This is a genomic window from Pseudomonas sp. TH41 (assembly GCF_016650695.1).
GTDB lineage: Bacteria > Pseudomonadota > Gammaproteobacteria > Pseudomonadales > Pseudomonadaceae > Aquipseudomonas.
In genome coordinates, this window is the sequence record NZ_JAEKFH010000008.1 from 118,052 (window position 1) to 139,708 (window position 21,657).

A 21,657-nucleotide genomic window follows, 5' to 3' on the forward strand; every position below is an offset into this window, starting at 1 on the left:
GACCATGCAAGGCGCTCAGCTAAGACATCAGCCACCCCCAGCACCCGGCCGCAAGCCGGTGCCTCGGGGAGCCAGCCGAATGGTGGCCAAAGAGCCGATGTCTGTGCGCCTGCCGAAAGCCAATTTTGGTTTTCTGAAAAGCCTGTTCTGGCCAGTGCTGTTGGTGGCGCTGGGCTTTGGTACTTATGTAGGCGCGCAGCGTTTGCTGCCATACGCCGACCGCCCGATCACCAAGATCAACGTGCAGGGCGATTTGAGTTACATCAGCCAGCAAGCGGTGCAGCAGCGGATCGCCCCGTACGTGGCGTCGAGCTTCTTCACCATCGACCTGGCGAGCATGCGCACCGAGCTGGAACAGATGCCATGGATTGCCCATGCCGAAGTGCGCAGGGTGTGGCCGGATCAAGTGGTGATCCGCCTGGAAGAACAACTGCCAGTGGCCCGTTGGGGCGACGAATCGCTGTTGAACAACCAGGGCCAGGCGTTCACCCCGCGCGAGCTGGCGAACTACGAACACTTGCCACAGCTGTTCGGCCCACAGCGGGCTCAGCAGCAAGTGATGCAGCAATACCAGGTGCTGAGCCAGATGCTCAGGCCGTTGGGCTTCTCGATTGCACGCCTGGAGTTGCGTGAACGAGGCAGCTGGTTCCTGACCACCGGCGCAGGCAGTGCGGGCCCGGGGATCGAGCTGCTGCTGGGTCGCGGCAACCTGGTGGAAAAGATGCGCCGTTTCATTGCCATCTACGACAAGACGCTTAAAGAACAGATTACGAACATTGCGCGCATCGATCTGCGCTACGCCAACGGCCTCGCTGTTGGCTGGCGGGAACCTGTAGCGCCCACGACAGCCCAACCCGCTGTCGCGAAGAATTAAGAAGAGGCAGGACCCATGGCAAACGTGCAAAGCGGCAAAATGATCGTCGGTCTCGATATCGGCACCTCCAAAGTGGTGGCGCTGGTAGGCGAGGTGTCGGACGACGGCACGCTGGAAATCGTCGGGATCGGTACGCATCCGTCCCGTGGCCTGAAGAAAGGCGTGGTGGTGAACATCGAGTCCACTGTGCAGTCGATCCAGCGCGCGATCGAAGAAGCACAGCTGATGGCCGGTTGCCGGATCCACTCGGCGTTCGTTGGTGTGGCGGGCAATCACATCCGCAGCCTGAACTCCCACGGCATCGTGGCGATTCGTGATCGCGAAGTCAGTATGGCCGACCTTGAGCGCGTGCTTGATGCCGCCCAGGCTGTGGCGATCCCGGCTGACCAGCGCGTGCTGCACACCCTGCCGCAGGATTACGTGATCGATAACCAGGAAGGCGTTCGTGAGCCGCTGGGCATGTCCGGCGTACGCCTGGAAGCCAAGGTCCATGTGGTCACCTGCGCCGTCAACGCCGCACAGAATATTGAAAAATGCGTGCGCCGTTGCGGTCTGGAAATCGACGACATCATCCTCGAGCAGCTGGCTTCCGCGTACTCGGTGCTGACCGACGACGAGAAAGAGCTGGGCGTGTGCCTGGTTGATATCGGCGGCGGCACCACCGACATCGCGATCTTCACTGAAGGCGCGATTCGTCACACCGCGGTGATCCCGATTGCGGGCGATCAGGTGACCAACGACATCGCGATGGCGTTGCGCACGCCGACCCAGTACGCCGAAGAAATCAAGATTCGCTACGCCTGCGCCCTGGCCAAACTGGCCGGTGCCGGCGAAACCATCAAAGTCCCAAGCGTTGGCGATCGTCCACCGCGCGAGCTGTCCCGTCAGGCCCTGGCCGAAGTGGTCGAGCCTCGTTACGACGAACTGTTCACGCTGATCCAGGCCGAGCTGCGTCGCAGCGGCTACGAAGACCTGATCCCGGCCGGCATCGTGCTGACTGGCGGTACATCGAAGATGGAAGGCGCCACCGAACTGGCCGAGGAAATCTTCCACATGCCGGTCCGCCTGGGCGTGCCGCATGGCGTCAAGGGCCTGGACGACGTGGTCCGCAACCCGATTTATTCCACGGGAGTTGGCTTGTTGATGTACGGCCTGCAGAAGCAGTCCGACGGGGTTTCGTTCTCGGGCATCAGCAGTCGCGACAGCTACAGCAACGACGAACCGAAAGCCGCCTTGCTCGATCGCATCAAGAGCTGGGTACAAGGCAACTTCTAAAGATTTACCGCAGCACCGTTGTAGAAACAGGCAGTAGGCGAAAAACTAGAGAATCAAAGGAGAGGGAAAATGTTCGAACTCGTAGACAACATCCCCGCAAGCCCGGTTATTAAAGTTATCGGTGTTGGCGGAGGCGGCGGCAACGCCGTCAACCACATGGTCAAGAGCAACATTGAAGGCGTTGAATTCATCTGCGCCAACACTGATGCCCAGGCGCTGAAAAGCATTGGCGCGCGGACCATCCTGCAACTGGGCACCGGCGTGACCAAAGGTCTCGGCGCTGGCGCCAACCCTGAAGTAGGTCGTCAGGCCGCTCTCGAAGACCGTGAGCGCATTGCCGAAGTCCTGCAGGGCACCAATATGGTGTTCATCACCACCGGCATGGGCGGTGGCACCGGTACCGGTGCTGCGCCAATCATTGCTGAAGTGGCCAAGGAAATGGGGATCCTCACCGTTGCGGTGGTGACCCGTCCGTTCCCGTTCGAAGGCCGCAAGCGTATGCAGATCGCCGACGAAGGTATCCGTCTGCTGTCTGAAAGCGTCGACTCGTTGATCACCATTCCCAACGAGAAGCTGCTGACCATCCTCGGTAAGGACGCCAGCCTGCTGTCGGCTTTCGCCAAGGCTGACGATGTATTGGCCGGCGCCGTTCGCGGTATCTCCGACATCATCAAGCGTCCGGGCATGATCAACGTCGACTTTGCCGACGTGCGTACCGTGATGAGCGAAATGGGCATGGCGATGATGGGCACTGGCTGCGCCAGCGGTCCGAACCGTGCACGTGAGGCCACCGAAGCGGCCATTCGCAACCCGCTGCTGGAAGACGTGAACCTGCAAGGTGCACGCGGCATCCTGGTGAACATCACCGCCGGTCCTGACCTGTCTCTGGGTGAGTACTCCGACGTGGGTAGCATCATCGAAGCCTTCGCTTCCGAGCACGCAATGGTCAAGGTCGGTACCGTTATCGATCCGGACATGCGCGACGAACTGCACGTGACTGTGGTTGCCACCGGTCTGGGCGCGAAAATCGAGAAGCCTGTGAAGGTTATCGACAATACCGTCCACACCTCCATGGCCTCCCAGCCGCAGCAATCGGCACCTACTCGTCAGGAAGCGCCAGCGGTAAACTACCGTGACCTGGACCGTCCGACCGTCATGCGCAACCAGGCTCAGGCCGGTGCTGCGACTGCCGCGAAGATGAATCCGCAAGATGACCTGGACTACCTGGACATCCCGGCTTTCCTGCGTCGTCAGGCCGATTAATGGAATGTATCAGGGCTATGAAGGTGATTGGTGTTCAGCAAAGGTCTGGTCTGCTATCATCGCCAGCCTTTGTTGATACCAGTTCGCAATTTGCGCTGAAGCGGCCCAAGCCATGATTAAACAACGCACACTGAAAAATATTATCCGTGCCACAGGTGTAGGCCTGCATTCCGGGGAGAAGGTATACCTGACCCTCAAGCCTGCACCTATCGACACCGGCATTGTGTTTTGTCGTGCCGACCTCGACCCTGTGGTGCAAATTCCTGCCCGCGCGGAAAACGTTGGTGAAACCACGATGTCGACCACATTGGTCAGTGGTGACACCAAAGTGGATACGGTAGAGCACTTGCTCTCGGCCATGGCTGGCCTGGGCATCGATAACGCCTACGTCGAGCTCTCCGCGTCCGAAGTTCCAATCATGGATGGTAGCGCTGGACCTTTCGTATTCCTGATTCAATCGGCGGGCCTGGAAGAACAGGACGCTGCCAAGAAGTTCATCCGGATCCTGCGGGAAGTGACAGTGGAAGACGGCGACAAGCGCGCCACTTTCGTCCCTTTCGAAGGCTTCAAAGTGAGCTTCGAGATCGATTTCGATCACCCGGTTTTCCGTGACCGCACACAAAGTGCAAGCGTGGATTTTTCCAGCACTTCGTTCGTAAAAGAAGTCAGCCGCGCCCGTACCTTTGGTTTCATGAGTGATATCGAGTACCTGCGCAAGCACAACCTCGCACTCGGCGGCAGCGTTGAAAACGCTATTGTGGTCGACGCGGATGGTGTACTGAACGAAGACGGCCTTCGCTATGAAGACGAATTCGTGAAGCACAAGATCCTCGATGCAATTGGTGACCTCTACCTGCTGGGCAATAGCCTGATTGGTGAGTTCAAGGGCTTCAAGTCCGGACATGCATTGAACAACCAGCTGCTGCGCAAGTTGATTGAGCAGACAGATGCTTGGGAAGTCGTGACTTTCGAAGACGCCAGCACTGCACCGATCTCTTACATGCGCCCAGTTGCGGCCGTGTAAGCAAAAACCTCTCTAGTTTTTAAAGGCTGCCTTCGGGTGGCCTTTTTTTATGCACGAAGATCAAAAGATCGCAGCCTGCGGCAGCTCCTACAGGGGGAACGCATTTCAACTGTAGGAGCTGCCGCAGGCTGCGATCTTTTGATCTTCATGTCGTGGCGATCACCCGATTCCGCCCACTTTCCTTCGCCAGATACAGCGCCTTGTCTGCCGCAAACAGCAACTGCTCAAGGTTGGTATCACTGGTTGTGGTCCAGGTGCTGATACCGATACTGACAGTAATCGGCGATTCAACGCCTGCCAAAAACGGTAATTGCTCCACCGCAACGCGGATGTATTCGGCAATCTGCTGCGCACCCGCGCAGTCCGTTTCCGCCAGGATCACCGAAAACTCCTCACCCCCGTAACGGGCAACCAGATCCGCCGGTCGCCGCACGTTCTCGGAGATCACCTTGGCCAAGGCGCGCAACGCATCGTCGCCGGCCTGATGGCCATGCTGATCGTTAAAGGCCTTGAAATGGTCGGCATCGATCATTAGCAACGACAGTGGTTTGCCGGTACGTTGGGCGCGAAACCACTCATGGCGCAGGGTGTGGTCCAGCGTCCGGCGGTTGGCTACACCGGTCAAGGAATCGGTGGCCGCCAACTGCTCCAATTCCTGTTCGGCGTTGTGGCGTAGACGCAGTTCCCGACAGAGCAACCAGGTCAGCCATAGCAGACCAATGCACAACACGCCGGTGGCGCCGCTGATCACGATTGCCGTGCGCTCCCAGGTGGCGAACACGTCATTGCCGGACAGGGCGACAATCACCGTCAAGGGCAGGTTGCCGACCCTGGAAAAGGTGTACAGGCGTCGCCGATGGTCAATGCTCGAAACGCTGCTGAAGCTGCCATTGCCCTCACGCAAGACGCGCATGACATTGGGGCGGTTGGCGAAACTTTTACCGATTGAGTTGTTTTCCAGGAAGGGCTTTTGCGCGAGCAAAATACCGTCGTCATTGATGATGTTCAGCGTGCTGCCAGTGCCAATGTTCAGGCTGTTGAACAACTGGTCGAAGTAACTCAGGCGCATGGAGGCCACCGCCACCCCCAGAAATTCACCAGTGGGCGAGGAAATGCGCCGGCTGAAACTGATCCGCCATTCGTCGCTGTCTTCGCAGTCGCACTGGGGCTTGAACGGTCGGCTGATGAACATCCCTGTGTCGCGATTGACGACATGGGCGAGGAAGTAGTCTCGATCAGCGAAATTATCCGGTTTGGGTTCAATCGACGATGAGTCGGCCAGCACCTCGCCGTGCTTGCCCAGCAACAGGACGTCGCCCTTGAAGCGTGCCGTGGTGGAGCGATCGAACAGCACCAAATGGCGGATTTGCGGTGAAACCTGTTTCAGATCGTCTCGTTGCGCGGCAGCAATCAGGCCTTGCAGGGTCAAGTCGTAGAGTTCAACGGTGCGCAGGACGTCGGCGTCGATCAACTGCGCGATGGTGGTTGCGCTGCGTGTGGCTTCCTGTTCGGCGTTGGCGTGTTCGCGGATCAGTAGAAAGGCCACAATGCCGAGAATGGCGATGACAGTCAGCGAGCTGCCGAGGATCACCATGAGCTCAGGTCGCCCGGTTTTGCCTGAAACGTAAGAGGGCCGGCTTGCGGTCATGGGGCTGATGTCTTCTTGAGGCTCGGAGGGGGCCTTTTGCTGATTGAAGCTTAGAGGACATTGAACGGGGCGTCGACGATCGGCTGCATAACGAAAAAAAGCCGCTGATAGCAGCGGCTTTGAAGACAACGGTACAAGGGGAAGAGCCCCTGAACCGTGTCGAGGGAAATGGAGTACGGGCAAAGATAAAGATCTTGGCCTTTTGGAAACAGAGCCGATTCAAGAAAGGACTGTTGCGGGAACGGCAAAGATCGCAGCCTGCGGCAGCTCCTACAATTGGAATGCATTCCAATTGTAGGAGCTGCCGCAGGCTGCGATCTTTTGACTTTTAAGACCCGTCAGACGGGGAGATGAATCCCGAACGTGTTCATCCCATGATCACTGCGCACAAACACATCCCCACCATGCATCAGCGCAATCGCCTTGACGATCGCCAACCCCAGGCCGTGGTTGTTGCCGCTGTTGCTGCGCGATGCATCAACCCGATAAAAACGTTCGAACAAGCGCGACAGATGTTCGCTGGCAATCGGCGAACCCGGGTTCGCGACACCAATGCTGACCTGATGCTCCTCAACCTCAATTCGTACCTGAATCACCTGCCCAGGCTCGGTGTGCTGCACCGCGTTGCTTAGCAGATTGATCAACGCCCGGCGCAGATGAGCAATTTCGATCCGCACTTGCGCATCACCGCTGACCTGCACATGAACCTGGGCGTCTTCAAGAATGAAATCCAGATACTCCAGCGTCGTTGCCACTTCATCCGCCAGCGAGGTGGACGTCAGTTTGGTGGCCTTGCTGCCCTGGTCGGCGCTGGCGAGGAACAGCATGTCGTTGATGATTGAACGCAGTCGCTCAAGCTCCTCAAGGTTCGATTGCAGTACTTCAAAATAATGTTCCGCCGAGCGCCCGCGAGTCAGCGCGACTTGGGTCTGGCCAATCAGATTGGTCAGCGGTGAACGCAGTTCGTGGGCGACGTCAGCGTTGAACGATTCAAGGCGCGAATAGGCCTGTTCGACCCGCTCCAGCGTGGAATTGAACGAGTTGACGAACTGATTGAGTTCCGGCGGCAGTGAAGACAATCGCAAGCGTCCGGAACGCAATGGAGGGGCCAGTCGCTGGGCTTCCTGGGACAGTTTGATCAGTGGCTTGAGGCCAATCCGCGCCACCCAATACCCCAGGGCCGAGGCCAGTAATACGCCGACGATCGCCAGGCTGATCAGGGCAATCAGCAAATGATGCTGGGTCTGGAAAAACGTCTCGGTGTCGATGCCGATCATGAAACGCAACGGTGGTCGCTGGTCCTTGGCCGGGAACTGGCTGACCAGCACCTTCAATGGATAAGGCTGATCCGGCAGCTTCAGGTCACGCATGCCCAGCGGTCCTTGCGCAAAGGTGCGAATCTGTGGCGTCAGGTTGCCGTACTCGTAGTTCGGATCGCCGCTGATGATCCAGAAACTGATGCGCCGGTCTTCCTCACTGAGCAAGTTGAGCTTGTTGTTGATCTTCACCCAATGCTCGGGCGTGCCAAAACGGCCGACGGTGGATTCGAGCACGCTGTAACGTGCATCCAGTTCAGCCTCGGGCAGCAAACCCAAGCCTTTATCCACCTGTTGATACAACGCCCAGCCGATCAACAGGAACACCAGCAGCGCCACCAGCGTGAACATGCCACTGAGGCGCAGGGCAATGGAATTACTGGACAACACGACTCTCCAGCACATAACCCATGCCACGAATCGTGTGCAGCAGTTTTTCGTCAAACGGCCCATCGAGCTTGGCGCGCAGGCGTTTGATCGCCACTTCGACGACGTTGGCGTCGCTGTCAAAATTGATGTCCCAGACCATTTCGGCGATGGCGGTTTTCGAGAGGATTTCACCTTGCCGACGCGCCAGCACACTTAGCAGTGAGAACTCCTTGGCGGTCAGGTCCAGGCGCGCACCGGCCCGGGTGGCTTTACGGCTGATCAAATCTATCCACAGGTCGGCGATGGTCACTTGCACCGGTTCGTGGCCGCCGCTGCGCCGGGTCAATGCTTGCAGGCGCGCCACCAGTTCGAGGAAGGAAAATGGCTTGCCGAGGTAATCGTCGGCGCCGTCGCGCAAGCCTTTGATGCGGTCCTCCACACGCTCGCGGGCGGTGAGCATGATCACCGGGGTTTGCTTGCGCGCACGTAAAGCGCGCAGTACGCCGAAGCCGTCGAGGCCCGGCAGCATGACGTCGAGGATGATCACCGCGTAGTCGCTTTCCAGTGCCAGGTGCAGGCCTTCAACGCCATCCCTGGCGAGGTCCACGGTGTAACCCTGTTCCGTCAGACCGCGGTGCAGATAATCCGCGGTTTTTTCCTCGTCTTCGATAATCAGAACGCGCATGACCCCGCCTCAGTCTATGGTCGTCAGCGCCGGCATCGGAGCTGGCGCTGGTGGGAGAGTGTGCCGATGGAAAAGCCGCTCAAGCCACAAGTATATGACCGGAGTGGTGAACAGCGTCAGCGCCTGGCTGACCAGCAAGCCACCGACGACCGCGATCCCCAAGGGTTGGCGCAGTTCGGCGCCAGTGCCATAGCCGAGCATCAGCGGCAAGGCGCCGAGCAGGGCGGCGAGGGTGGTCATGATGATCGGCCGGAACCGCGTGATACACGCCTGGAAAATGGCCTCTTCCGGCGACAAGCCGCCCTTGCGCTGCGCTTCAAGGGCGAAGTCGATCATCAGGATGCCGTTTTTCTTGACGATGCCGATCAGCAGCACCAAACCGATCAGCGCCATGATCGAGAAGTCCTGGCCACAGATCCACAGCATGATCACTGCCCCGAGCCCCGCCGACGGCAGGGTCGAGATGATGGTCAGCGGGTGGACGAAGCTCTCATAGAGCACGCCAAGAATGATGTACACCGCGACCAGCGCCGCCAGAATCAGCCACGGCTGGCTGGCCAGCGAACTCTGGAACGCCTGGGCCGCGCCCTGGAAGTTGCCGCTGATGGCGGCCGGCATGCCGATGTCCGTCTTGGCCTGGTTGAGCATGATCACCGCATCGCCCAGCGCGACGCCGGGCGCCAAATTGAATGACAGGTTGGCGGCCGGGAACATCCCGTCATGGGCGATGGACAGCGGGCCAATGGTCGGTGCGTCGAATCTGGCCAAGGCCGACAGCGGCACCATTTCACCGCTCAGGGGTGAGCGCAGGTAGAAATAGTTGAGACTTTCAGCCTTGCCGCGCTGCTTGGTATCGAGCTCGAGGATCACGTTGTACTGGTTGATCTGGGTCTGGAATTCATTGATTTGCCGCTGGCCAAACGCGTCGTACAGCGCTTCGTCGACATCACTGGCGGTCAGGCCGAAACGTGCGGCGGCGCTGCGGTCGATGCTGATGTGGGTGATGCTGCCGCCCAGTTGCAAGTCATTGGAAATGTCACGGAACGCCGGGTTGCTGCGCAGTTTTTCGGTCAGGCGTTGGGTCCAGGTGCTCAGGGTCGGGCCATCGTTGCTCTTAAGCACGTATTGGTATTGCGCGCGGCTCGGGCCGGAGCTGAGGTTGATGTCCTGGCCGGCGCGCAGGTAGAGCACGATGCCGGGGACTTTCATCAGTTGCGGGCGAATCCGGTCGATAAACTGGCTGGCCGAAACGTCACGGTCACCGCGCTTTTTCAAGGTGATCCAGAATCGGCCGTTGGCAATGGTCTGGTTGCTGCCCGAGACGCCGACCGAGTGGGAAAACGCCTGAACCGCTGGATCTGCGGCGACGATTTCAGCCATCGCCAGGTGTTTTTTCACCATGTCGCCGTAGGAAATATCGGCAGCCGCTTCGGTGGTGCCGAGGACGAAGCCGGTGTCTTGGATCGGGAAGAAGCCTTTCGGAATGAAGATGTAACCGACGATGGCCAAACCGAGTGACAGGCCGAACACGCCGATCATCAATTTCTGATGGGTGAGGGCGCGACGTAGAAGTTTTTCATAGCCTGCCAGCAAGCGTTCGCCGAACGTGGGTTTGCTGTGGGCGTGATGCACGGGCGCGCGCATGAACAACGCGGCGAGGGTCGGCGCCAACGTTAGCGACACCACCACCGAAATCATGATGGTCGAGGTGGCGGTCAGCGCGAATTCCTTGAACAGCCGCCCGACCACACCGCCCATGAACAGCAGCGGAATGAACGCCGCCACCAACGAGAAACTGATCGAAACCACGGTAAAACCGATCTCGCCGGCGCCTTTGATCGCCGCTTCGCGCATGCCGTCGCCGGCCTCCAGGTGGCGGTGAATGTTCTCCACCACCACAATCGCGTCGTCCACCACAAACCCGACGGCGACGACAATCGCCACCAGGGTCAGGTTGTTCAGGCTGAAGCCCATGATGTACATCAGGGCGAAACTGGCGGTCAGCGAAACGCCGAGCACAGCCGACACGATCATCGTCGCCGACCATTGGCGCAGGAACAGCGCCATCACCGCCACCACCAGCATGATCGCGATCAGCAGGGTGATTTCCACTTCATGCAGGGACGCGCGAATGGTTTGCGTGCGGTCGATCAGCACTTTGACTTGCACCGAGGCTGGCAGCATGGCTTCCAGTGCGGGCAGGGCCGCCTGAATGCGATCCACGGTCTCGACAATATTGGCCCCCGGTTGCCTGGAAATCACCAGGTTTACCCCCGGTTGATCGCCGGCCCAGGCCTGAACGTAGGCATCTTCCGAACCGTTGACGACGTTGGCCACATCCTTGAGATGAACCGGTGCGCCGTTCTTGTAGGAAACGATCAACTGACTGTATTCATCAGGGTGGAATAACTGATCGTTGGTGGACAGGGTCGAGATGCTCGATTCGCCGTACAGCGCACCTTTGGCCAGATTGAGGCTGGTCTGCTGGATCGCCAGGCGAATGTCCGCCAGCGTCAGGCCAATGGCCGCGAGTTTGTCGGCTGACACCTGAACGCGAATCGCCGGACGTTGCTGACCGGTGATGTTGATTTGGCCTACGCCGTCGATCTGGCTGATCTGACGCGACAGTAAGGTTTCCACCAGGTCACTGAGTTCGGTGCCGGGCATCTGGCTCGAGCTGACGCTGAGGATCAGCACCGGGCTGTCAGCCGGATTGACCTTCTTCCAGGTCGGCAGGGTCGGCATGTCCTTGGGCAGTTTGCCGGCGGCGGTGTTGATCGCGGCCTGAACTTCCTGGGCGGCGGTATCGATGCTTTTGTCGAGGGTGAATTGCAGTGTCAGGATGCTTGAGCCGAGGGCGCTGCTTGAGGTCATCTGGGTCATGCCGGGAATGGCACTGAATTGCACTTCAAGCGGCGTGGCCACCGATGACGCCATGGTGTCCGGGCTGGCACCGGGCAGTTGCGCGGCCACCTGAATGGTCGGGAACTCGGCTTCCGGCAGCGGCGCAATCGGCAGACGCGGGAAGGCGATGACGCCGAGCAGTACCAGGGCAAAGGTCAGCAGAATAGTGGCCACCGGGTGGTCGATGCACCAGGCGGAGACCGAGCCGTGGCCCTTCATTGTTTCATCTCCGACTGAACGACCTGCGGCGGATCACTCAGCACCTGGACGGTCGAGCCTGGTTTAAGCCGCGACTGGCCATCACTGACCAATGTGTCGCCGGCCTGCACGCCTTTGATGATGCTCAGGCCGCTGTCTTGATAGACCATTTGCACGGGGACGGTTTCGACCTTGTCGCCTTTGACGCGGTAGACAAAATGTTGATCGAGCCCGCGCTGTACGACGGTGGGCGGTACGACCAGCGCATCTTTATCCAGCGCTGTCTGAATCTTTACCGTCACCAGCAGCCCCGGCCAGAGTTTCTGTCCGGGATTGTTGAATTCAGCCTTGGCCCGGATGGTCCCGGTGTTGGCGTTGATCTGGTTGTCGATCAACGTCAGGTGGCCTTCACCCAGCAGGTTGCCGGTTTCACCGTCGGTGTCGGCTCCGATGTAGGCCTTGACCTGGGCGTGCTGTGGATCGCTGATCAGGCCCTGCAAAATCGGTAGCATTTGCTGTGGCAGGGAGAACTCGACGGCGATCGGGTCGATCTGGGTCACCGTGAACAGCCCTTGAGCGTCGGTCATGCGCAGAAAGTTACCTTCGTCCACCGTACGAATGCCGACGCGACCGGTGACCGGAGAGCGAATCTGTGTGTAGGAAAGCTGCACCTGAGCGGCGTCGATTGAGGCCTGATTGCCTTGGGCCGTGGCTTTGAGTTGGTTGACCAGGGCTTGTTGCTGGTCGTAGGTCTGCTTGGAAACGCCATCGTCGACGCTCAGCAGTTTGTAGCGCTGGAGATTGACCAGGGCCACTTGCAGTTGTGCCTGGCTTTCACCCAATTGGGCCCGGGTCTGGTCGAGGCTGGCGCGGATCGAACGGTCGTCGATGGTGGCCAACAAATCGCCTTTGTTCACCAGTTGGCCTTCTTTGACCAGGATTTTGGTCAGGATGCCGTCGATTTGCGGTCGGACCACGACGCTGTGCAGGGACAGCACTGAGCCGATGCCGGTGACGTAACGGGGAACATCTTTTTCGACAACGTTGACCACGCGCACGGGAATGGCGGTGGGGGTGGCGAGTTTTGTTGTGGCGGGTTTGGTGGCGTACCACAGACCCAGCGCTGCCAGAACGATCAGAAGGGCGGCGAGCAGGGCGGGGTTTTTCTGAATTCGCATGCGAGTGGGGCGCCGGGGCTGGGTGGTCGGGAGTTGGGGCAGGTTTATACCTTCCTTTATAAACCTGTTCGACGGTCAGGAAGGTGACTGCTAACTGACGGCGCTGTCAGTTTGGAAGCCTGATTATTCTGCGAAACATTTGCGTACACCACAGTCCCCCGCAGGACCTGGCTTGCTGGCGAGGGCGACTAAGCTGATGAAAGATCTTTTCCTATGGCCGGATACAGAGGGTGTGGTCCATGAACGATGCCGGAGTGCTCTTGAAATGAAGCGGAAAATCGTGGTTTCGAGTGTGCTGTTGTTCATACCTCTGGCCGTATCCGCTGCGCCGCAAACGGTGTCGGATAGCGTGCATTTCGTCGGGCAGATCGTCAATTCGGGATGTGCGGTGAGTCACGCGGGGCCGGCGCAGTTTGCCGAGTCGCAACGTATCCAGGTGGCATCCGGTTTGGATCTGGACGTGGATACCTATCGCAATGCCTGCGGTCACGGTCCGATACCCTTTTCGACGGCTTTCGAGTCGTTGAAGGCAGATGAGGCCCGTGTCGTTTCGACACCTGAAAAAGGTATCGTCACCATCACCTACTTGTAAGGCCGTGCTGCTGCCGCCATCGCGAGCAGGCTCGCTCCCACAGTAGGATCTGCGTCAAACACGAATCGGTGTGCTATGGAGATCAGAGGTGGGAGCGAGCCTGCTCGCGATGAGGCCATCAAAGACAACTCATCGCCTGGATCAGGCCGCCCGTAACGAAACAAACGCATTGCTCAGTGTGTCAGGTGGGAACCGGTTCCCGGCGGACTACCCGCATCCCGGCGCTTTCGTACAGCCGCTGCGCCCGAAGGTTATCCTCCAGCACCTTCAAATCCACAAAGCCTTCGTGGCGTTGCTGAAACACTTTGAAAGCATGCAGCAGCAACGCGCGTCCTAATCCCTGCCCCTGAGCCCGCGGATGCACCACCAGGTTTTTGATATAGGCGCTGGTCCAGCATTGGGCTACCCCGACGATGCCGTCGGCATCCACAGCAATGAAGCACAGGCCGGGATCATATTCAGGGTCAGTTTCAAAGCGCTGCTGCCAGACTTCCAGAGCCGGCACGCGACCTCCGCCTTCCTGATAGCCCAATAGCATAAGGTGATGAACGGCATCGGCAAGTTCGGGGCGATATTCAGTCAACTCAATACCGTTGGGCCACGTTATGACCGGCACAACCTCGGCAAGGTTGCGCCGCATCAGAAAGCAAAATTCCTCAGCCAACTCAATGACCTTGTTCGGCGACTGCCTTGGCCGCTTCGATCAGGCACTTGGTCAGTTCCGGGGAGGAGAACTTGGTCAGTACCCCGTTCGCGCCGGCAAGACGGGCCTTTTCGCTGTTCATCGCGCTGTCCAGCGAAGTGTGGAGCAACACATAGAGGTGCGCGAAGTCCGGGGTTTCACGCAGGGTGCGGGTGAAGGCGTAGCCGTCCATCTCGGACATTTCGATGTCCGACACGATCAGATTGATCTGCTGCGCCGTGCCTTGGAGGTCCAACAAGCAATCGATGGCTTCCTTGGCGCTGCGGGCAGTGTGGCATTGCAGCCCGAGGTTGCGCAGGGTGTGTACCGATTGTTGCAGCGCTGTCTGGCTGTCATCGACCACCAAAATCCGTGCGTGGCCCAGCACTTCGGCGTCTTCCATGCTGAGTTCGGTCGGGGCCATTTCGAGCTGTACCGGGGCGATGCCGTGGATCACTTTTTCGATGTCCAGCACTTGCACCAACGTGCCGTCGACGGACGTCACGCCGGTAATATACGAACGCACGCCGCCAGAGCCAAAGGGCGGCGGACGGATGTCGGTGGTCAGGCAATGGACGATCTTGCTCACCGCTTGAACGTGTAAGCCTTGTTTGGAGCGGCTGACGTCCGTGACGATCAGGCAGCCACCGTTCGGATCTTCCAGCGGTCGCTCGCCGATGGCACGGCTCAGGTCGATGACTGACAACGAGGCGCCGCGCAGGGTGGCGATGCCTTTGACGTGAGGGTGCGACTCGGGAAGCTTGGTCAGCGGCGGGCAGGGGATGATTTCACTGACTTTCAGCAGGTTGATCGCCATCAGCTTGCCGCTACGCAAGGTAAACAGCAGAAGCGAAAGTGAGTCTGCGCGGGCGTTGTTGGAAGACATAAAAACCTTCTATGGAAAAAGGTGGCGGGCGATCAGGGGACCGCCTACAGCTATCGATGCCGGGTTATCGACTTGTTGGGGGCATGCTTTAGGAATATTCCCCTGATGTCCATAGGATTGGAGCGTTCCTGTACACACCCAAACGCCCCGGCAGCCCGTGAAGAAACTAAAAAGCCCCGCCTCTTCAAAAGAGCGCGGGGCTTTTTATTATCTCGAGATTAGCAGGCGCTAACTTACTCTTCGCCCATCTGCGATTGCAGATAGTTCTCAAGACCGACTTTATCGATCAGGCCCAGTTGGGTTTCCAGCCAGTCGATGTGTTCTTCTTCGGACTCCAGGATATCTTCCAGCAGTTCGCGGCTGCCGAAGTCGCCCACTTTTTCGCAATGAACGATGGCTTTCTTGAGATCAGCGTGGCCGGTGCGCTCGATGCGCAGGTCGCATTCAAGCATTTCCTGAGTGTGTTCGCCGATCTGCAGCTTGCCCAGATCCTGGACATTCGGCAGGCCTTCAAGGAACAGGATGCGCTTGATCAGCCTGTCCGCGTGCTTCATCTCGTCGATGGATTCGTGGTACTCGTGTTTGCCCAGCTTGTTCAGGCCCCAATCTTCGTACATGCGCGCATGCAGGAAATATTGATTGATCGCGACCAGCTCATTGGCAAGGATCTTGTTGAGATGCTGGATGACTGTAACGTCGCCTTTCATGATGGGGTCCTGCCCTGTATTAACTGTCAATAAGGCAGAGTTTGGGCCGCGTAATTAGGGGTGTCAAACCTAAGTTATTGAAACTTAAATGAAAATTAATCGGAATAAGAGTGTTTATGTTCCGCGTCTAGCGCATAAGCAATTGATTTTCAGGCATAAAAAAACCGGACAGGCGTCCGGTTTTTTAAAATAGGGTATTTATGCGGCGGTAAATTCAACTGAAAAAGGTATCGCCGCCTGGGCGGATTGCAACTTGGTCAGGGTCTCGCGGACCACTTCCTTGGCGAGGCAGGCACATTTGCCGCATTGACTCGCAACGCCGGTGGCCTGGCGGACTTCCTTATAGCTGCAGCAACCTTCATAGATTGCATCGCGGATTTGACCGTCGGTGACGCCAGTGCAGAGGCAAACATACATAAGTGAAAACCGTCGCTGGTTGTGACTCAATTGCGATGGATCTTAATGTTAACGAGAATGATTGTCAAAGTGGTTTCTAGGGCATACAGGCGTGTGACTGACGAACGGTTTGCTTCAGGTGATTCGCGTCGACATGTATCGGATGCTTTTTTGGACAGGTCAAACACGCAGTGTATGATGGCCGGTCTTTGCGAAACAGGTTCGTGTCACAGGGCTGTCGCCTGAGGGTGGCAGGCTGATCCGAGCCAGGTTCTTCACGTCTTTACACCAGGAGATATCCAATGAGCGTACTCGTAGGCAAACAAGCCCCAGACTTCACCGTCCCGGCCGTACTCGGCAATGGCCAGATCGTAGACAGCTACACCCTGTCCTCGGCCATCAAAGGCAAATACGGCCTGGTGTTCTTCTACCCACTGGACTTCACTTTCGTTTGCCCGTCCGAGCTGATCGCTCTGGACCACCGCATGGAAGACTTCAAGGCACGTAACGTTGAAGTGGTCGCGGTTTCGATCGACTCGCACTTCACCCACAACGCATGGCGCAACACCCCGGTGAACAATGGCGGCATCGGCCAGGTTCAATACACCATGGCTGCCGACATGAAGCACGAAATCGCCAAGGCCTACGACGTTGAGTCCGAAGGCGGCGTGGCATTCCGTGGCGCGTTCCTGATCGACGACAAAGGCGTTGTCCGTTCGCAGATCATCAACGACCTGCCACTGGGCCGTAACATGGAAGAGCTGATCCGTCTGGTCGACGCTCTGCAATTCCACGAAGAGCACGGCGAAGTTTGCCCGGCCAACTGGAAAAAAGGCGACAAAGGCATGACCGCTTCGACCGAAGGCGTCGCGGCTTACCTGACCGAGAACGCTGCTTCGCTGTAAGGCACGTTTGACGCATAAAAAAACCGGCCGTTGAGGCCGGTTTTTTTATGGGCGGAAACTGCAATCCCTGTAGGAGCGAGCTTGCTCGCGATGGACTCAAGAGCGCCGCGTTTAGCCAGTAAACATGCGTTATCGTTAACGACCATCGCGAGCAAGCTCGCTCCTACACACACATCAGTCGTTGAAGTCTTCCCAGCCGCCCATTTGTTTCCAGCGATTGACGATGCCGCAGAACAATTCAGCCGTCTTCTCTGTGTCGTAGCGAGCCGAGTGAGCCTCGCGACCGTCGAAGTCGATATCGGCTGCCTGGCAGGCCTTGGCCAGTACGGTTTGACCGTAAGCCAGGCCCGCCAACGTCGCGGTATCGAAGCTGGAGAATGGATGAAACGGGTTGCGTTTCATGTCCAGGCGCGCGACGGCGGCGTTGAGAAAACCCAGATCGAAGCTGCTGTTGTGCCCGACCAGAATCGCCCGTTTGCAGCCGTTCGATTTCAACGCCTTGCGAATGCCACGGAAAATATCGGTCAGTGCGGCTTCTTCGCTCACCGCCATACGCAGCGGGTGATCAAGTTTGATACCGGTGAATTCCAGCGCGGCCGCTTCGATGTTCGCGCCTTCAAAGGGTTCTACACGGAAGAAGTAGGTGTGATCGGGATACACAAACCCTTTTTCGTCCATGGCGATGGTGGTCGCAGCGATTTCCAGCAAGGCGTCAGTGGCAGAGTTGAAACCGCCGGTTTCAACGTCGACAACAACGGGCAGGTATCCACGGAAGCGAGCTGCCATCGGGTGACGCGAGCCACCTCCGCCGCCTTGACCGTCCTGTTCGTCGTCGAAATGGTCTTCACTCACGCGTGTTCCTCCAGCAGGCGCCAGCGCAGTTTTTCACCGGCGCGCAGCGGGATTACGGTCAACTCGCCAAATGGCAGGCTGGTGGGGGCGGTCCACTCTTCGCGGACCAGGGTAATTCGATCAGTGTTCACCGGCAGACCATAGAAACGCGGGCCGTTGAGGCTGGCGAAGGATTCGAGCTTGTCCAGCGCGTTGCGCTGTTCGAAGGCCTCGGCATACATCTCGATCGCCGCGTAAGCGGTGTAGCAACCGGCGCAACCGCAAGCCGCTTCTTTAGCGTGCTGGGCATGGGGGGCCGAGTCGGTGCCCAGGAAGAACTTCTCGCTGCCGCTGGTGGCGGCGTCGAGCAGGGCTTCCTGATGCGTATTGCGCTTGAGAATCGGCAGGCAATAGAAGTGCGGCCGGATCCCGCCCACCAGCATGTGGTTGCGGTTATAGAGCAGGTGATGCGCGGTGATGGTTGCGCCGACATTGGCCGAAGCCTCGTTGACGAACTGCACGGCATCAGCGGTGGTGATGTGTTCGAACACCACTTTGAGGGTCGGGAAACGCTCGACCACACGACGCATGTGCTCATCGATGAAGAGTTTTTCGCGATCGAACACGTCGACATCGCCACGGGTGACTTCACCGTGAACCAACAAGGGCATCCCGACTTCAGCCATGGCCTCAAGTGCAGGGAAAATCTTGTCGATGCTGGTGACACCGGAGTCCGAGTTGGTGGTCGCGCCGGCCGGGTACAGCTTGGCGGCGTGAATGAAACCGCTGGCCTTGGCCTCGCGAATTTCTTCGGGCTGTGTGCGGTCGGTCAGGTAGAGAACCATCAGCGGTTCGAAACGGCTACCGGCCGGCCGTGCAGCGAGAATCCGCTGGCGATAGCCGTCGGCTTCAGCCGTATTGCGCACCGGTGGTACGAGGTTGGGCATGATGATCGCGCGACCAAAGGTGCGCGCGACATCCGCGACGGTATTGGGCAACACGGCACCATCGCGAAGATGAATATGCCAGTCGTCGGGACGCAGCAGGGTCAGGCGGTCGGACATGAGGGGATTCCAGGCGGGTCAAACTCAGGGGAATGCTACCGGAAAAGACTCTTGCAGGCACTCGCTATCAAGTTTTGCAGGAAGCTTCCGATATCCAACAGGTACGCCGTAAACAAGTCTGTGTCGGTCTTTTTGTTGTAGAAGCCAGTGGAGCCTCCCGTGCGCCAGCGTTATTTAGCCTTGCTCAGTGTGTTTGCCAGCCTTCCTGCGATGGCGCTCACTTTCCAGACCCGTCTGGAGAGCATCGAGTGGACGGTCGAAGGTGACAAGTTCGAGTGCCGCTTGACTCAGCCAATCACCGATTTCGGTTCGGGAGAGTTCGTGCGCCGTGCGGGCGAGCAGGCGACTTTTCGTCTGAAGGCCTACAACGCGATGATGGGCGGTGGTTCGGCGACCTTGCTGGCGGCCGCCGCTCCCTGGCAGCCAGGGCGTGGCGATATCAACTTGGGGGCCGTGCAAATCGGCAGCGGGAATGTACTGTTCAACAGTTCGCAAGTTCAGGCCGGACGCTTGATCAGTGGCCTGATGGACGGTCGCAGTCCACTTATTCGGCACTCCTCTGGCGACGGGCGTGTGTCTGAAGTACGCCTGTTGCCCGTCAAGTTCAGCAAGGCCTTCAATGATTACCAAAGTTGTGTGGCGAAACTGCTGCCGAAGAATTTCGAACAGGTTAAACAGTCCGAGATAGGTTTTCCGGGTGAAGGGATAGAGTTGAACCCGCAAGCCAAGGCGCAGCTGCAGGTCATGCTGGAGTTCATGAAGGCTGATCCAACGGTCAACCATATCGAACTCGATGGCCACTCCGACAACAGCGGCAATCGCCTGACCAACCGCGAGTTGTCACGCCGCCGGGCATTAGCGGTGATGGACTTTTTCAAGGCCAATGGCATTCAGGAGTCGCAGATCACTATGCGTTTCCACGGTGAGCGATACCCGGTGGCGCCGAACACCAATGCGACCAACCGGGCGAAAAATCGCCGGGTCGCTGTGCGCCTGGAGCGGGTGGCGCCGACCGAGAAAGTCGCGCCTCAAACCACGACACCGGGCAGCACCCCGGCGACCTCCTGAACCCGCTGTAATCGTCGCTCACTCGACATAATCTGTCGCTTCGTCGTCATAAGCTGTCGCGCCTCTGTAAATTATTCTGCATGCCCGGTAGACTCAACGGCTTTCCGTAGAACCCCGTGGAGTGATGGCATGGCGGACGTAAACAAGGTCGTTCTGGCGTATTCCGGCGGCCTGGACACTTCGGTGATCCTCAAGTGGCTGCAGGATACTTATAACTGTGAAGTCGTGACCTTCACCGCTGACCTGGGTCAGGGCGAAGAGGTCGAACCTGCACGCGCCAAGGCTCAGGCCATGGGCGTCAAAGAGATCTACATCGACGACTTGCGCGAAGAATTCGTACGCGATTTCGTTTTCCCGATGTTCCGCGCCAACACCGTTTACGAAGGCGAGTACCTGCTGGGTACTTCCATCGCTCGTCCGTTGATCGCCAAACGCCTGATCGAAATTGCCAACGAAACCGGCGCTGACGCCATTTCCCACGGCGCCACCGGCAAAGGCAACGACCAGGTTCGTTTCGAACTGGGCGCCTACGCGTTGAAGCCAGGTGTGAAAGTGATCGCTCCGTGGCGCGAATGGGACTTGCTCTCCCGTGAAAAGCTGATGGATTACGCTGAAAAGCACAACATCCCGATCGAGCGTCACGGCAAGAAAAAATCCCCGTACTCGATGGATGCCAACCTGCTGCACATCTCCTATGAAGGCGGCGTGCTGGAAGACACCTGGACCGAGCACGAAGAAGACATGTGGAAATGGACCGTCTCCCCGGAGAAGGCTCCTGACAAAGCGCAGTACCTGGAACTGACCTACCGCAACGGCGACATCGTCGCACTGGACGGCGTCGAAATGTCCCCGGCCACCGTGCTGGCGACCCTGAACCGTATCGGCGGTGAACACGGTATCGGCCGTCTCGACATCGTCGAGAACCGTTACGTGGGCATGAAGTCCCGTGGCTGCTACGAAACCCCAGGCGGCACCATCATGTTGCGCGCTCACCGTGCGATCGAATCGATCACGCTGGACCGCGAAGTCGCTCACCTCAAAGATGAGCTGATGCCGAAATACGCCAGCCTGATCTACACCGGTTACTGGTGGAGCCCTGAGCGTCTGATGCTGCAACAGATGATCGATGCGTCCCAGGCACACGTGAACGGCGTTGTGCGCCTGAAGCTGTACAAGGGCAACGTGATCGTCACGGGTCGCAAGTCCGACGAGTCGTTGTTCGACGCCAACATCGCAACCTTCGAAGAAGACGGCGGCGCCTACAACCAGGCCGACGCGGCGGGTTTCATCAAGCTCAATGCCTTGCGCATGCGTATCGCGGCGAACAAAGGCCGGAAGCTGTTCTGAGACCTTTGAGGCCGTAGAACGAATAGAATGTGTGGCCCGTCGTCGACGTGGCCACACATTTGAAAAGGGTGATTTTCTACCTGTCTTGCGATTTAGCGTTTTTCCGGTTTCTTTCAAGCCCTCCTGACAATCCCTCAAACGCTACTGATGACTGCGTTTCTTAGGGGATTTTGAATTTTTCAATGTGCTTTCCTTCAGTTTTTCCTCCGGCATGGCTTCATTGTCCGGACGCTCAGCCCTGTCCATGACTTTTATGAAATGCTTTCCCTTTTCAAAGTCAGAGGGGGCGTAAAGCGATCGATAGTTGAAGTTGAGTGTGGCGAAGAAAAGTAAAATCAAATAATAAGGGAAACTGATCAGGAACCAGATGTAGATCTCTCTTTCATTATTGTCGAGGAAAGGCAGCGAGAGGGCCGCCGATGTTTCAGACAGTGTTGCAAATATC

Annotated in this window: 19 protein-coding genes and 1 pseudogene; 8 read left to right on the forward strand and 12 right to left on the reverse strand. The window is 58.2% G+C overall.

All coding sequences use genetic code 11. The annotated features are described in order from the left end of the window. The first annotated feature begins 4 nt into the window (after nucleotides 1-4). The 4 genes from JFU37_RS29235 (at nucleotide 5) to lpxC (ending at nucleotide 4,436) form a co-directional block, all read left to right on the forward strand. A complete protein-coding gene (locus tag JFU37_RS29235) occupies nucleotides 5-874 on the forward strand; it encodes a cell division protein FtsQ/DivIB (protein ID WP_201120594.1) in 870 nt (289 codons plus the stop codon). Between the two features lie 15 nt (nucleotides 875-889). Next, complete coding sequence (gene ftsA / locus JFU37_RS29240) at nucleotides 890-2,149, forward strand: cell division protein FtsA (RefSeq protein ID WP_201120595.1); 1,260 nt, start codon at nucleotides 890-892, stop codon at nucleotides 2,147-2,149. Nucleotides 2,150-2,218: 69 nt separating this feature from the next. After that, nucleotides 2,219-3,412, forward strand: coding sequence for a cell division protein FtsZ (gene ftsZ / locus JFU37_RS29245; protein WP_201120596.1), 1,194 nt, complete (start codon nucleotides 2,219-2,221; stop codon nucleotides 3,410-3,412). A 112-nt stretch (nucleotides 3,413-3,524) separates the two neighbouring features. Then, nucleotides 3,525-4,436: a UDP-3-O-acyl-N-acetylglucosamine deacetylase gene (gene lpxC / locus JFU37_RS29250; protein ID WP_045059296.1), complete on the forward strand. Its 912-nt coding sequence runs from the start codon at nucleotides 3,525-3,527 to the stop codon at nucleotides 4,434-4,436. Between the two features lie 145 nt (nucleotides 4,437-4,581). Here lpxC and JFU37_RS29255 read toward each other — a convergent pair whose 3' ends face one another. From JFU37_RS29255 to JFU37_RS29275, 5 genes are all read right to left on the reverse strand, one after another. Continuing rightward, nucleotides 4,582-6,084, reverse strand: coding sequence for a sensor domain-containing diguanylate cyclase (locus JFU37_RS29255; RefSeq protein WP_201120597.1), 1,503 nt, complete (start codon nucleotides 6,082-6,084; stop codon nucleotides 4,582-4,584). Between the two features lie 338 nt (nucleotides 6,085-6,422). Continuing rightward, nucleotides 6,423-7,787 carry a heavy metal sensor histidine kinase gene (locus JFU37_RS29260; protein ID WP_201120598.1) on the reverse strand — a complete coding sequence of 455 codons (1,365 nt, stop codon included), beginning with the start codon at nucleotides 7,785-7,787 and terminating at the stop codon, nucleotides 6,423-6,425. Next, nucleotides 7,777-8,454 (reverse strand): heavy metal response regulator transcription factor, encoded by a 678-nt coding sequence (locus tag JFU37_RS29265; RefSeq protein WP_201120599.1) that lies wholly within the window; start codon nucleotides 8,452-8,454, stop codon nucleotides 7,777-7,779. Before JFU37_RS29265 ends, JFU37_RS29260 begins: the two co-directional genes overlap by 11 nt. Before the next feature lie 9 nt (nucleotides 8,455-8,463). Then, nucleotides 8,464-11,577, reverse strand: coding sequence for a multidrug efflux RND transporter permease subunit (locus JFU37_RS29270; protein ID WP_201120600.1), 3,114 nt, complete (start codon nucleotides 11,575-11,577; stop codon nucleotides 8,464-8,466). Beyond that, complete coding sequence (locus tag JFU37_RS29275) at nucleotides 11,574-12,734, reverse strand: efflux RND transporter periplasmic adaptor subunit (RefSeq protein ID WP_201120601.1); 1,161 nt, start codon at nucleotides 12,732-12,734, stop codon at nucleotides 11,574-11,576. The genes JFU37_RS29270 and JFU37_RS29275 overlap by 4 nt, the downstream gene beginning before the upstream one ends. 265 nt (nucleotides 12,735-12,999) lie before the next feature. On the opposite strand from JFU37_RS29275, the gene JFU37_RS29280 reads away from it, so the two are divergent. Beyond that, nucleotides 13,000-13,326, forward strand: coding sequence for a type 1 fimbrial protein (locus JFU37_RS29280; protein ID WP_201120602.1), 327 nt, complete (start codon nucleotides 13,000-13,002; stop codon nucleotides 13,324-13,326). 181 nt (nucleotides 13,327-13,507) lie between these two features. On the opposite strand, the gene JFU37_RS29285 is transcribed toward JFU37_RS29280, so the two are convergent. The 4 genes from JFU37_RS29285 to JFU37_RS29300 all read right to left on the reverse strand — a co-directional run bounded on the left by JFU37_RS29285 (nucleotide 13,508) and on the right by JFU37_RS29300 (nucleotide 16,018). Next, nucleotides 13,508-13,966 carry a GNAT family N-acetyltransferase gene (locus tag JFU37_RS29285; protein WP_201120618.1) on the reverse strand — a complete coding sequence of 153 codons (459 nt, stop codon included), beginning with the start codon at nucleotides 13,964-13,966 and terminating at the stop codon, nucleotides 13,508-13,510. 25 nt (nucleotides 13,967-13,991) lie between these two features. Beyond that, the gene (locus JFU37_RS29290; RefSeq protein WP_201120603.1) at nucleotides 13,992-14,894 is read right to left on the reverse strand and encodes a chemotaxis protein CheV; all 903 of its coding nucleotides are present in this window, start codon (nucleotides 14,892-14,894) and stop codon (nucleotides 13,992-13,994) included. A gap of 233 nt (nucleotides 14,895-15,127) precedes the next feature. Then, nucleotides 15,128-15,601: a bacterioferritin gene (bfr, locus tag JFU37_RS29295; protein WP_201120604.1), complete on the reverse strand. Its 474-nt coding sequence runs from the start codon at nucleotides 15,599-15,601 to the stop codon at nucleotides 15,128-15,130. A gap of 198 nt (nucleotides 15,602-15,799) precedes the next feature. After that, nucleotides 15,800-16,018, reverse strand: a complete 219-nt coding sequence (locus JFU37_RS29300) for a bacterioferritin-associated ferredoxin (protein ID WP_201120605.1) — start codon at nucleotides 16,016-16,018, stop codon at nucleotides 15,800-15,802. Nucleotides 16,019-16,299: 281 nt separating this feature from the next. On the opposite strand from JFU37_RS29300, the gene JFU37_RS29305 reads away from it, so the two are divergent. Next, nucleotides 16,300-16,902 carry a peroxiredoxin gene (locus JFU37_RS29305; protein ID WP_201120606.1) on the forward strand — a complete coding sequence of 201 codons (603 nt, stop codon included), beginning with the start codon at nucleotides 16,300-16,302 and terminating at the stop codon, nucleotides 16,900-16,902. A gap of 174 nt (nucleotides 16,903-17,076) precedes the next feature. Here the strand turns inward: JFU37_RS29305 and rnt are convergent, their stop codons facing one another. Beyond that, nucleotides 17,077-17,754, reverse strand: coding sequence for a ribonuclease T (rnt, locus tag JFU37_RS29310; RefSeq protein ID WP_201120607.1), 678 nt, complete (start codon nucleotides 17,752-17,754; stop codon nucleotides 17,077-17,079). Beyond that, nucleotides 17,751-18,797: a dihydroorotase gene (pyrC, locus tag JFU37_RS29315; protein ID WP_201120608.1), complete on the reverse strand. Its 1,047-nt coding sequence runs from the start codon at nucleotides 18,795-18,797 to the stop codon at nucleotides 17,751-17,753. Before pyrC ends, rnt begins: the two co-directional genes overlap by 4 nt. A gap of 159 nt (nucleotides 18,798-18,956) precedes the next feature. Here pyrC and JFU37_RS29320 point away from each other — a divergent pair, with 159 nt between their 5' ends. Together JFU37_RS29320 and JFU37_RS29325 are read left to right on the forward strand one after the other, a co-directional pair. Then, nucleotides 18,957-19,865, forward strand: a complete 909-nt coding sequence (locus JFU37_RS29320) for an OmpA family protein (RefSeq protein WP_201120609.1) — start codon at nucleotides 18,957-18,959, stop codon at nucleotides 19,863-19,865. Nucleotides 19,866-19,994: 129 nt separating this feature from the next. Further along, a complete protein-coding gene (locus tag JFU37_RS29325; protein WP_059406294.1) occupies nucleotides 19,995-21,212 on the forward strand; it encodes an argininosuccinate synthase in 1,218 nt (405 codons plus the stop codon). A gap of 219 nt (nucleotides 21,213-21,431) precedes the next feature. Here JFU37_RS29325 and JFU37_RS29330 read toward each other — a convergent pair. Then, nucleotides 21,432-21,656 (reverse strand): annotated as a pseudogene (locus tag JFU37_RS29330) (hypothetical protein); the annotation flags it as partial. Nucleotide 21,657 lies beyond the last annotated feature (1 nt).

Coding starts and splice junctions, on each gene's coding strand:
- JFU37_RS29235 (WP_201120594.1), top strand. CDS start 5: ATGCAAGGCGCTCAGCTAAGACATCAGCCACCCCCAGCACCCGGCCGC.
- ftsA (WP_201120595.1), top strand. CDS start 890: ATGGCAAACGTGCAAAGCGGCAAAATGATCGTCGGTCTCGATATCGGC.
- ftsZ (WP_201120596.1), top strand. CDS start 2,219: ATGTTCGAACTCGTAGACAACATCCCCGCAAGCCCGGTTATTAAAGTT.
- lpxC (WP_045059296.1), top strand. CDS start 3,525: ATGATTAAACAACGCACACTGAAAAATATTATCCGTGCCACAGGTGTA.
- JFU37_RS29255 (WP_201120597.1), bottom strand. CDS start 6,084: ATGACCGCAAGCCGGCCCTCTTACGTTTCAGGCAAAACCGGGCGACCT.
- JFU37_RS29265 (WP_201120599.1), bottom strand. CDS start 8,454: ATGCGCGTTCTGATTATCGAAGACGAGGAAAAAACCGCGGATTATCTG.
- JFU37_RS29270 (WP_201120600.1), bottom strand. CDS start 11,577: ATGAAGGGCCACGGCTCGGTCTCCGCCTGGTGCATCGACCACCCGGTG.
- JFU37_RS29275 (WP_201120601.1), bottom strand. CDS start 12,734: ATGCGAATTCAGAAAAACCCCGCCCTGCTCGCCGCCCTTCTGATCGTT.
- JFU37_RS29280 (WP_201120602.1), top strand. CDS start 13,000: ATGAAGCGGAAAATCGTGGTTTCGAGTGTGCTGTTGTTCATACCTCTG.
- JFU37_RS29285 (WP_201120618.1), bottom strand. CDS start 13,966: ATGCGGCGCAACCTTGCCGAGGTTGTGCCGGTCATAACGTGGCCCAAC.
- JFU37_RS29290 (WP_201120603.1), bottom strand. CDS start 14,894: ATGTCTTCCAACAACGCCCGCGCAGACTCACTTTCGCTTCTGCTGTTT.
- bfr (WP_201120604.1), bottom strand. CDS start 15,601: ATGAAAGGCGACGTTACAGTCATCCAGCATCTCAACAAGATCCTTGCC.
- JFU37_RS29300 (WP_201120605.1), bottom strand. CDS start 16,018: ATGTATGTTTGCCTCTGCACTGGCGTCACCGACGGTCAAATCCGCGAT.
- JFU37_RS29305 (WP_201120606.1), top strand. CDS start 16,300: ATGAGCGTACTCGTAGGCAAACAAGCCCCAGACTTCACCGTCCCGGCC.
- pyrC (WP_201120608.1), bottom strand. CDS start 18,797: ATGTCCGACCGCCTGACCCTGCTGCGTCCCGACGACTGGCATATTCAT.
- JFU37_RS29325 (WP_059406294.1), top strand. CDS start 19,995: ATGGCGGACGTAAACAAGGTCGTTCTGGCGTATTCCGGCGGCCTGGAC.